8 protein-coding genes and 3 pseudogenes are annotated in these 10197 nt (G+C 58.6%); 8 read left to right on the forward strand and 3 right to left on the reverse strand.

Going from position 1 to position 10197, the window contains the following annotated elements:
- Positions 1 to 6: 6 nt before the first annotated feature.
- The 6 genes and pseudogenes from A39O_RS37625 to crtB all read left to right on the forward strand — a co-directional run.
- A pseudogene (locus tag A39O_RS37625) lies at positions 7 to 93 on the forward strand (IS1 family transposase); the annotation flags it as partial.
- Positions 94 to 1089: 996 nt separating this feature from the next.
- Positions 1090 to 1383: pseudogene (locus tag A39O_RS0103295) on the forward strand (MFS transporter); the annotation flags it as partial.
- Between the two features lie 169 nt (positions 1384 to 1552).
- Positions 1553 to 2425 carry a polyprenyl synthetase family protein gene (locus A39O_RS0103300; protein ID WP_020503289.1) on the forward strand — a complete coding sequence of 291 codons (873 nt, stop codon included), beginning with the start codon at positions 1553 to 1555 and terminating at the stop codon, positions 2423 to 2425.
- 62 nt (positions 2426 to 2487) lie between these two features.
- Entirely contained in the window at positions 2488 to 3690 is a 1203-nt protein-coding gene (gene fni, locus A39O_RS31815) for a type 2 isopentenyl-diphosphate Delta-isomerase (RefSeq protein ID WP_020503290.1), read from the forward strand.
- Positions 3687 to 5165, forward strand: coding sequence for a phytoene desaturase (locus tag A39O_RS0103310; protein WP_020503291.1), 1479 nt, complete (start codon positions 3687 to 3689; stop codon positions 5163 to 5165). Before fni ends, A39O_RS0103310 begins: the two co-directional genes overlap by 4 nt.
- On the forward strand, positions 5162 to 6091 hold the full coding sequence (gene crtB / locus A39O_RS0103315; protein WP_020503292.1) for a 15-cis-phytoene synthase CrtB: 930 nt from the start codon (positions 5162 to 5164) through the stop codon (positions 6089 to 6091). Before A39O_RS0103310 ends, crtB begins: the two co-directional genes overlap by 4 nt.
- A 132-nt stretch (positions 6092 to 6223) precedes the next feature.
- Here the strand turns inward: crtB and A39O_RS0103320 are convergent, their stop codons facing one another.
- Complete coding sequence (locus A39O_RS0103320; protein ID WP_020503293.1) at positions 6224 to 6583, reverse strand: pyridoxal-phosphate dependent enzyme; 360 nt, start codon at positions 6581 to 6583, stop codon at positions 6224 to 6226.
- Between the two features lie 28 nt (positions 6584 to 6611).
- Here A39O_RS0103320 and A39O_RS31820 point away from each other — a divergent pair.
- A pseudogene (locus A39O_RS31820) lies at positions 6612 to 7511 on the forward strand (tetracycline resistance MFS efflux pump); the annotation flags it as partial.
- A gap of 55 nt (positions 7512 to 7566) precedes the next feature.
- On the opposite strand, the gene A39O_RS43450 reads toward A39O_RS31820, so the two are convergent.
- Both A39O_RS43450 and A39O_RS0103340 read right to left on the reverse strand, forming a co-directional pair.
- Positions 7567 to 7695, reverse strand: a complete 129-nt coding sequence (locus tag A39O_RS43450; RefSeq protein ID WP_001260374.1) for a type VI secretion protein — start codon at positions 7693 to 7695, stop codon at positions 7567 to 7569.
- 849 nt (positions 7696 to 8544) lie between these two features.
- Positions 8545 to 9204: a type A-1 chloramphenicol O-acetyltransferase gene (locus A39O_RS0103340; protein WP_000412211.1), complete on the reverse strand. Its 660-nt coding sequence runs from the start codon at positions 9202 to 9204 to the stop codon at positions 8545 to 8547.
- A 278-nt stretch (positions 9205 to 9482) separates the two neighbouring features.
- Here A39O_RS0103340 and A39O_RS37670 point away from each other — a divergent pair.
- Positions 9483 to 10180, forward strand: a protein-coding gene (locus A39O_RS37670; RefSeq protein WP_407635624.1) for an IS1 family transposase whose coding sequence is annotated in 2 segments (ribosomal slippage) — positions 9483 to 9723 and positions 9723 to 10180 — 699 coding nt in all. Because the reading frame shifts where the segments join, the coding sequence is not laid out codon by codon here.
- Positions 10181 to 10197: the final 17 nt, after the last annotated feature.

The raw sequence follows: 10197 nt of genomic DNA on the forward strand, positions 1-10197 counted from the left end.
GCTCCAGTGGCTTCTGTTTCTATCAGCTGTCCCTCCTGTTCAGCTACTGACGGGGTGGTGCGTAACGGCAAAAGCACCGCCGGACATCAGCGCTAGCGGAGTGTATACTGGCTTACTATGTTGGCACTGATGAGGGTGTCAGTGAAGTGCTTCATGTGGCAGGAGAAAAAAGGCTGCACCGGTGCGTCAGCAGAATATGTGATACAGGATATATTCCGCTTCCTCGCTCACTGACTCGCTACGCTCGGTCGTTCGACTGCGGCGAGCGGAAATGGCTTACGAACGGGGCGGAGATTTCCTGGAAGATGCCAGGAAGATACTTAACAGGGAAGTGAGAGGGCCGCGGCAAAGCCGTTTTTCCATAGGCTCCGCCCCCCTGACAAGCATCACGAAATCTGACGCTCAAATCAGTGGTGGCGAAACCCGACAGGACTATAAAGATACCAGGCGTTTCCCCCTGGCGGCTCCCTCGTGCGCTCTCCTGTTCCTGCCTTTCGGTTTACCGGTGTCATTCCGCTGTTATGGCCGCGTTTGTCTCATTCCACGCCTGACACTCAGTTCCGGGTAGGCAGTTCGCTCCAAGCTGGACTGTATGCACGAACCCCCCGTTCAGTCCGACCGCTGCGCCTTATCCGGTAACTATCGTCTTGAGTCCAACCCGGAAAGACATGCAAAAGCACCACTGGCAGCAGCCACTGGTAATTGATTTAGAGGAGTTAGTCTTGAAGTCATGCGCCGGTTAAGGCTAAACTGAAAGGACAAGTTTTGGTGACTGCGCTCCTCCAAGCCAGTTACCTCGGTTCAAAGAGTTGGTAGCTCAGAGAACCTTCGAAAAACCGCCCTGCAAGGCGGTTTTTTCGTTTTCAGAGCAAGAGATTACGCGCAGACCAAAACGATCTCAAGAAGATCATCTTATTAATCAGATAAAATATTTCTAGATTTCAGTGCAATTTATCTCTTCAAATGTAGCACCTGAAGTCAGCCCCATACGATATAAGTTGTAATTCTCATGTTTGACAGCTTATCATCGATAAGCTTTAATGCGGTAGTTTATCACAGTTAAATTGCTAACGCAGTCAGGCACCGTGTATGAAATCTAACAATGCGCTCATCGTCATCCTCGGCACCGTCACCCTGGATGCTGTAGGCATAGGCTTGGTTATGCCGGTACTGCCGGGCCTCTTGCGGGATATCGTCCATTCCGACAGCATCGCCAGTCACTATGGCGTGCTGCTAGCGCTATATGCGTTGATGCAATTTCTATGCGCACCCGTTCTCGGAGCACTGTCCGACCGCTTTGGCCGCCGCCCAGTCCTGCTCGCTTCGCTACTTGGAGCCACTATCGACTACGCGATCATGGCGACCACACCCGTCCTGTGGATCTAAAGGCACAGCGTCTCATGCTTCGCACAATGTAAAACTGCTTCAGAACCTGGCGAGAGCTATCCGCGCGGTCTACGGTTAACTGATACTAAAAGACAATTCAGCGGGTAACCTTGCAATGGTGAGTGGCAGTAAAGCGGGCGTTTCGCCTCATCGCGAAATAGAAGTAATGAGACAATCCATTGACGATCACCTGGCTGGCCTGTTACCTGAAACCGACAGCCAGGATATCGTCAGCCTTGCGATGCGTGAAGGCGTCATGGCACCCGGTAAACGGATCCGTCCGCTGCTGATGCTGCTGGCCGCCCGCGACCTCCGCTACCAGGGCAGTATGCCTACGCTGCTCGATCTCGCCTGCGCCGTTGAACTGACCCATACCGCGTCGCTGATGCTCGACGACATGCCCTGCATGGACAACGCCGAGCTGCGCCGCGGTCAGCCCACTACCCACAAAAAATTTGGTGAGAGCGTGGCGATCCTTGCCTCCGTTGGGCTGCTCTCTAAAGCCTTTGGTCTGATCGCCGCCACCGGCGATCTGCCGGGGGAGAGGCGTGCCCAGGCGGTCAACGAGCTCTCTACCGCCGTGGGCGTGCAGGGCCTGGTACTGGGGCAGTTTCGCGATCTTAACGATGCCGCCCTCGACCGTACCCCTGACGCTATCCTCAGCACCAACCACCTCAAGACCGGCATTCTGTTCAGCGCGATGCTGCAGATCGTCGCCATTGCTTCCGCCTCGTCGCCGAGCACGCGAGAGACGCTGCACGCCTTCGCCCTCGACTTCGGCCAGGCGTTTCAACTGCTGGACGATCTGCGTGACGATCACCCGGAAACCGGTAAAGATCGCAATAAGGACGCGGGAAAATCGACGCTGGTCAACCGGCTGGGCGCAGACGCGGCCCGGCAAAAGCTGCGCGAGCATATTGATTCCGCCGACAAACACCTCACTTTTGCCTGTCCGCAGGGCGGCGCCATCCGACAGTTTATGCATCTGTGGTTTGGCCATCACCTTGCCGACTGGTCACCGGTCATGAAAATCGCCTGATACCGCCCTTTTGGGTTCAAGCAGTACATAACGATGGAACCACATTACAGGAGTAGTGATGAATGAAGGACGAGCGCCTTGTTCAGCGTAAGAACGATCATCTGGATATCGTTCTCGACCCCCGTCGCGCCGTAACTCAGGCTAGCGCAGGTTTTGAGCGCTGGCGCTTTACCCACTGCGCCCTGCCAGAGCTGAATTTTAGCGACATCACGCTGGAAACCACCTTCCTGAATCGGCAGCTACAGGCTCCGCTGCTGATCAGCTCCATGACCGGCGGCGTTGAGCGCTCGCGCCATATCAACCGCCACCTCGCCGAGGCGGCGCAGGTGCTAAAAATTGCGATGGGGGTGGGCTCCCAGCGCGTCGCCATTGAGAGCGACGCGGGCTTAGGGCTGGATAAAACCCTGCGGCAGCTGGCTCCGGACGTGCCGCTGCTGGCGAACCTCGGCGCGGCGCAGCTGACCGGCAGAAAAGGTATTGATTACGCCCGACGGGCCGTGGAGATGATCGAGGCGGATGCGCTGATTGTGCACCTAAACCCGCTGCAGGAGGCGCTACAGCCCGGCGGCGATCGCGACTGGCGCGGACGGCTGGCGGCTATTGAAACTCTGGTCCGCGAGCTGCCCGTTCCGCTGGTGGTGAAAGAGGTGGGAGCCGGTATCTCCCGAACCGTGGCCGGGCAGCTGATCGATGCCGGCGTTACCGTGATTGACGTCGCGGGCGCGGGCGGCACCAGCTGGGCCGCCGTTGAAGGCGAGCGGGCGGCCACCGAGCAGCAGCGCAGCGTGGCCAACGTCTTTGCCGACTGGGGGATCCCCACCGCTGAGGCGCTGGTTGACATTGCCGAGGCCTGGCCGCAGATGCCCCTTATTGCCTCGGGAATGCGGGCTGGGCTATTTCACCCTACCACTGGCTATTCGCTGCCGCTGGCGGTGGCCCTTGCCGACGCGATTGCCGACAGCCCGCGGCTGGGCAGCGTTCCGCTCTATCAGCTCACCCGGCAGTTTGCCGAACGCCACTGGCGCAGGCAGGGATTCTTCCGCCTGCTGAACCGGATGCTTTTCCTGGCCGGGCGCGAGGAGAACCGCTGGCGGGTGATGCAGCGCTTTTATGGGCTGCCGGAGCCCACCGTAGAGCGCTTTTACGCCGGTCGGCTCTCTCTCTTTGATAAGGCCCGCATTTTGACGGGCAAGCCACCGGTTCCGCTGGGCGAAGCCTGGCGGGCGGCGCTGAACCATTTTCCTGACAGACGAGATAAAGGATGAAAAAAACCGTTGTGATTGGCGCAGGCTTTGGTGGCCTGGCGCTGGCGATTCGCCTGCAGGCGGCAGGGATCCCAACCGTACTGCTGGAGCAGCGGGACAAGCCCGGCGGTCGGGCCTACGTCTGGCATGACCAGGGCTTTACCTTTGACGCCGGGCCGACGGTGATCACCGATCCTACCGCGCTTGAGGCGCTGTTCACCCTGGCCGGCAGGCGCATGGAGGATTACGTCAGGCTGCTGCCGGTAAAACCCTTCTACCGACTCTGCTGGGAGTCCGGGAAGACCCTCGACTATGCTAACGACAGCGCCGAGCTTGAGGCGCAGATTACCCAGTTCAACCCCCGCGACGTCGAGGGCTACCGGCGCTTTCTGGCTTACTCCCAGGCGGTATTCCAGGAGGGATATTTGCGCCTCGGCAGCGTGCCGTTCCTCTCTTTTCGCGACATGCTGCGCGCCGGGCCGCAGCTGCTTAAGCTCCAGGCGTGGCAGAGCGTCTACCAGTCGGTTTCGCGCTTTATTGAGGATGAGCATCTGCGGCAGGCCTTCTCGTTCCACTCCCTGCTGGTAGGCGGCAACCCCTTCACCACCTCGTCCATCTACACCCTGATCCACGCCCTTGAGCGGGAGTGGGGGGTCTGGTTCCCTGAGGGCGGCACCGGGGCGCTGGTGAACGGCATGGTGAAGCTGTTTACCGATCTGGGCGGGGAGATCGAACTCAACGCCCGGGTCGAAGAGCTGGTGGTGGCCGATAACCGCGTAAGCCAGGTCCGGCTGGCGGATGGTCGGATCTTTGACACCGACGCCGTAGCCTCGAACGCTGACGTGGTGAACACCTATAAAAAGCTGCTCGGCCACCATCCGGTGGGGCAGAAGCGGGCGGCAGCGCTGGAGCGCAAGAGCATGAGCAACTCGCTGTTTGTGCTCTACTTCGGCCTGAACCAGCCTCATTCCCAGCTGGCGCACCATACCATCTGTTTTGGTCCCCGCTACCGGGAGCTGATCGACGAGATCTTTACCGGCAGCGCGCTGGCGGATGACTTCTCGCTCTACCTGCACTCGCCCTGCGTGACCGATCCCTCGCTCGCGCCTCCCGGCTGCGCCAGCTTCTACGTGCTGGCCCCGGTGCCGCATCTTGGCAACGCGCCGCTGGACTGGGCGCAGGAGGGGCCGAAGCTGCGCGACCGCATCTTTGACTACCTTGAAGAGCGCTATATGCCCGGCCTGCGTAGCCAGCTGGTGACCCAGCGGATCTTTACCCCGGCAGACTTCCACGACACGCTGGATGCGCATCTGGGATCGGCCTTCTCCATCGAGCCGCTGCTGACCCAAAGCGCCTGGTTCCGCCCGCACAACCGCGACAGCGACATTGCCAACCTCTACCTGGTGGGCGCAGGTACTCACCCTGGGGCGGGCATTCCTGGCGTAGTGGCCTCGGCGAAAGCCACCGCCAGCCTGATGATTGAGGATCTGCAATGAGCCAACCGCCGCTGCTTGACCACGCCACGCAGACCATGGCCAACGGCTCGAAAAGTTTTGCCACCGCTGCGAAGCTGTTCGACCCGGCCACCCGCCGTAGCGTGCTGATGCTCTACACCTGGTGCCGCCACTGCGATGACGTCATTGACGACCAGACCCACGGCTTCGCCAGCGAGGCCGCGGCGGAGGAGGAGGCCACCCAGCGCCTGGCCCGGCTGCGCACGCTGACCCTGGCGGCGTTTGAAGGGGCCGAGATGCAGGATCCGGCCTTCGCTGCCTTTCAGGAGGTGGCGCTGACCCACGGTATTACGCCCCGCATGGCGCTCGATCACCTCGACGGCTTTGCGATGGACGTGGCTCAGACCCGCTATGTCACCTTTGAGGATACGCTGCGCTACTGCTATCACGTGGCGGGCGTGGTGGGTCTGATGATGGCCAGGGTGATGGGCGTGCGGGATGAGCGGGTGCTGGATCGCGCCTGCGATCTGGGGCTGGCCTTCCAGCTGACGAATATCGCCCGGGATATTATTGACGATGCGGCTATTGACCGCTGCTATCTGCCCGCCGAGTGGCTGCAGGATGCCGGGCTGACCCCGGAGAACTATGCCGCGCGGGAGAATCGGGCCGCGCTGGCGCGGGTGGCGGAGCGGCTTATTGATGCCGCAGAGCCGTACTACATCTCCTCCCAGGCCGGGCTACACGATCTGCCGCCGCGCTGCGCCTGGGCGATCGCCACCGCCCGCAGCGTCTACCGGGAGATCGGTATTAAGGTAAAAGCGGCGGGAGGCAGCGCCTGGGATCGCCGCCAGCACACCAGCAAAGGTGAAAAAATTGCCATGCTGATGGCGGCACCGGGGCAGGTTATTCGGGCGAAGACGACGAGGGTGACGCCGCGTCCGGCCGGTCTTTGGCAGCGTCCCGTTTAGGCGGGCGGCCATGACGTTCACGCAGGATCGCCTGTAGGTCGGCAGGCTTGCGGGCGTAAATAAAACCGAAGGAGACGCAGCCCTCCCGGCCGCGCACCGCGTGGTGCAGGCGGTGGGCGACGTAGAGCCGCTTCAGGTAGCCCCGGCGCGGGATCCCGCCTCGCCGTGCTGTCCGGTCTCAACCTGATCCGCCAGAATCGAGCCAACGGGATCGGCCAGCACGAATTCGGTATGCGGAGAGTGTTTGGCAAACCATGCCTGCAAGCCACCCAGCGTGCCGCCGGAGCCAACGCCTACTACCACGGCATCAACCCTGCCTGCCAGCTGGTCGAACAGCTCCGGTGCGGTGGTGGTGGCGTGCGCCAGCGGGTTGGCCGGGTTAGAGAACTGATCAATATAGTAAGCACCCGGCGTCTCCTCTGCCAGGCGGCGGGCGTAGTCCTGATAGTACTCCGGGTGGCCCTTTGTCACGTCGGAGCGGGTCAGGCGCACATCAACACCCAGCGCACGCAGGTGGTAGATCCTCTACGCCGGACGCATCGTGGCCGGCATCACCGGCGCCACAGGTGCGGTTGCTGGCGCCTATATCGCCGACATCACCGATGGGGAAGATCGGGCTCGCCACTTCGGGCTCATGAGCGCTTGTTTCGGCGTGGGTATGGTGGCAGGCCCCGTGGCCGGGGGACTGTTGGGCGCCATCTCCTTGCATGCACCATTCCTTGCGGCGGCGGTGCTCAACGGCCTCAACCTACTACTGGGCTGCTTCCTAATGCAGGAGTCGCATAAGGGAGAGCGTCGACCGATGCCCTTGAGAGCCTTCAACCCAGTCAGCTCCTTCCGGTGGGCGCGGGGCATGACTATCGTCGCCGCACTTATGACTGTCTTCTTTATCATGCAACTCGTAGGACAGGTGCCGGCAGCGCTCTGGGTCATTTTCGGCGAGGACCGCTTTCGCTGGAGCGCGACGATGATCGGCCTGTCGCTTGCGGTATTCGGAATCTTGCACGCCCTCGCTCAAGCCTTCGTCACTGGTCCCGCCACCAAACGTTTCGGCGAGAAGCAGGCCATTATCGCCGGCATGGCGGCCGACGCGCTGGGCTACGTCTTGCTGGCGTTCGCGACGCGAGGCTGGATGGCCTTCCCCATTATGATTCTTCTCGCTTCCGGCGGCATCGGGATGCCCGCGTTGCAGGCCATGCTGTCCAGGCAGGTAGATGACGACCATCAGGGACAGCTTCAAGGATCGCTCGCGGCTCTTACCAGCCTAACTTCGATCATTGGACCGCTGATCGTCACGGCGATTTATGCCGCCTCGGCGAGCACATGGAACGGGTTGGCATGGATTGTAGGCGCCGCCCTATACCTTGTCTGCCTCCCCGCGTTGCGTCGCGGTGCATGGAGCCGGGCCACCTCGACCTGAATGGAAGCCGGCGGCACCTCGCTAACGGATTCACCACTCCAAGAATTGGAGCCAATCAATTCTTGCGGAGAACTGTGAATGCGCAAACCAACCCTTGGCAGAACATATCCATCGCGTCCGCCATCTCCAGCAGCCGCACGCGGCGCATCTCGGGCAGCGTTGGGTCCTGGCCACGGGTGCGCATGATCGTGCTCCTGTCGTTGAGGACCCGGCTAGGCTGGCGGGGTTGCCTTACTGGTTAGCAGAATGAATCACCGATACGCGAGCGAACGTGAAGCGACTGCTGCTGCAAAACGTCTGCGACCTGAGCAACAACATGAATGGTCTTCGGTTTCCGTGTTTCGTAAAGTCTGGAAACGCGGAAGTCCCCTACGTGCTGCTGAAGTTGCCCGCAACAGAGAGTGGAACCAACCGGTGATACCACGATACTATGACTGAGAGTCAACGCCATGAGCGGCCTCATTTCTTATTCTGAGTTACAACAGTCCGCACCGCTGCCGGTAGCTCCTTCCGGTGGGCGCGGGGCATGACTATCGTCGCCGCACTTATGACTGTCTTCTTTATCATGCAACTCGTAGGACAGGTGCCGGCAGCGCCCAACAGTCCCCCGGCCACGGGGCCTGCCACCATACCCACGCCGAAACAAGCGCCCTGCACCATTATGTTCCGGATCTGCATCGCAGGATGCTGCTGGCTACCCTGTGGAACACCTACATCTGTATTAACGAAGCGCTAACCGTTTTTATCAGGCTCTGGGAGGCAGAATAAATGATCATATCGTCAATTATTACCTCCACGGGGAGAGCCTGAGCAAACTGGCCTCAGGCATTTGAGAAGCACACGGTCACACTGCTTCCGGTAGTCAATAAACCGGTAAACCAGCAATAGACATAAGCGGCTATTTAACGACCCTGCCCTGAACCGACGACCGGGTCGAATTTGCTTTCGAATTTCTGCCATTCATCCGCTTATTATCACTTATTCAGGCGTAGCAACCAGGCGTTTAAGGGCACCAATAACTGCCTTAAAAAAATTACGCCCCGCCCTGCCACTCATCGCAGTACTGTTGTAATTCATTAAGCATTCTGCCGACATGGAAGCCATCACAAACGGCATGATGAACCTGAATCGCCAGCGGCATCAGCACCTTGTCGCCTTGCGTATAATATTTGCCCATGGTGAAAACGGGGGCGAAGAAGTTGTCCATATTGGCCACGTTTAAATCAAAACTGGTGAAACTCACCCAGGGATTGGCTGAGACGAAAAACATATTCTCAATAAACCCTTTAGGGAAATAGGCCAGGTTTTCACCGTAACACGCCACATCTTGCGAATATATGTGTAGAAACTGCCGGAAATCGTCGTGGTATTCACTCCAGAGCGATGAAAACGTTTCAGTTTGCTCATGGAAAACGGTGTAACAAGGGTGAACACTATCCCATATCACCAGCTCACCGTCTTTCATTGCCATACGGAATTCCGGATGAGCATTCATCAGGCGGGCAAGAATGTGAATAAAGGCCGGATAAAACTTGTGCTTATTTTTCTTTACGGTCTTTAAAAAGGCCGTAATATCCAGCTGAACGGTCTGGTTATAGGTACATTGAGCAACTGACTGAAATGCCTCAAAATGTTCTTTACGATGCCATTGGGATATATCAACGGTGGTATATCCAGTGATTTTTTTCTCCATTTTAGCTTCCTTAGCTCCTGAAAATCTCGATAACTCAAAAAATACGCCCGGTAGTGATCTTATTTCATTATGGTGAAAGTTGGAACCTCTTACGTGCCGATCAACGTCTCATTTTCGCCAAAAGTTGGCCCAGGGCTTCCCGGTATCAACAGGGACACCAGGATTTATTTATTCTGCGAAGTGATCTTCCGTCACAGGTATTTATTCGGCGCAAAGTGCGTCGGGTGATGCTGCCAACTTACTGATTTAGTGTATGATGGTGTTTTTGAGGTGCTCCAGTGGCTTCTGTTTCTATCAGCTGTCCCTCCTGTTCAGCTACTGACGGGGTGGTGCGTAACGGCAAAAGCACNGCCGGACATCAGCGCTATCTCTGCTCTCACTGCCGTAAAACATGGCAACTGCAGTTCACTTACACCGCTTCTCAACCCGGTACGCACCAGAAAATCATTGATATGGCCATGAATGGCGTTGGATGCCGGGCAACAGCCCGCATTATGGGCGTTGGCCTCAACACGATTTTNCGNCANTTAAAAAACTCAGGCCGCAGTCGGTAACCTCGCGCATACAGCCGGGCAGTGACGTCATCGTCTGCGCGGAAATGGACGAACAGTGGGGNTANGTCGGGGCTAAATCGCGCCAGCGCTGGCTGTTTTACGCGTATGACAGNCTCCGGAAGACGGTTGTTGCGCACGTATTCGGTGAACGCACTATGGCGACGCTGGGGCGTCTTATGAGCCTGCTGTCACCCTTTGACGTGGTGATATGGATGACGGATGGCTGGCCGCTGTATGAATCCCGCCTGAAGGGAAAGCTGCACGTAATCAGCAAGCGATATACGCAGCGAATTGAGCGGCATAACCTGAATCTGAGGCAGCACCTGGCACGGCTGGGACGGAAGTCGCTGTCGTTCTCAAAATCGGTGGAGCNGCATGACAAAGTCATCGGGCATTATCTGAACATAAAACACTATCAATAAGTTGGAGTCATTACCCG

The sequence above is a fragment of the Lamprocystis purpurea DSM 4197 genome, assembly GCF_000379525.1.
Classification (GTDB): domain Bacteria; phylum Pseudomonadota; class Gammaproteobacteria; order Chromatiales; family Chromatiaceae; genus Thiodictyon; species Thiodictyon purpureum.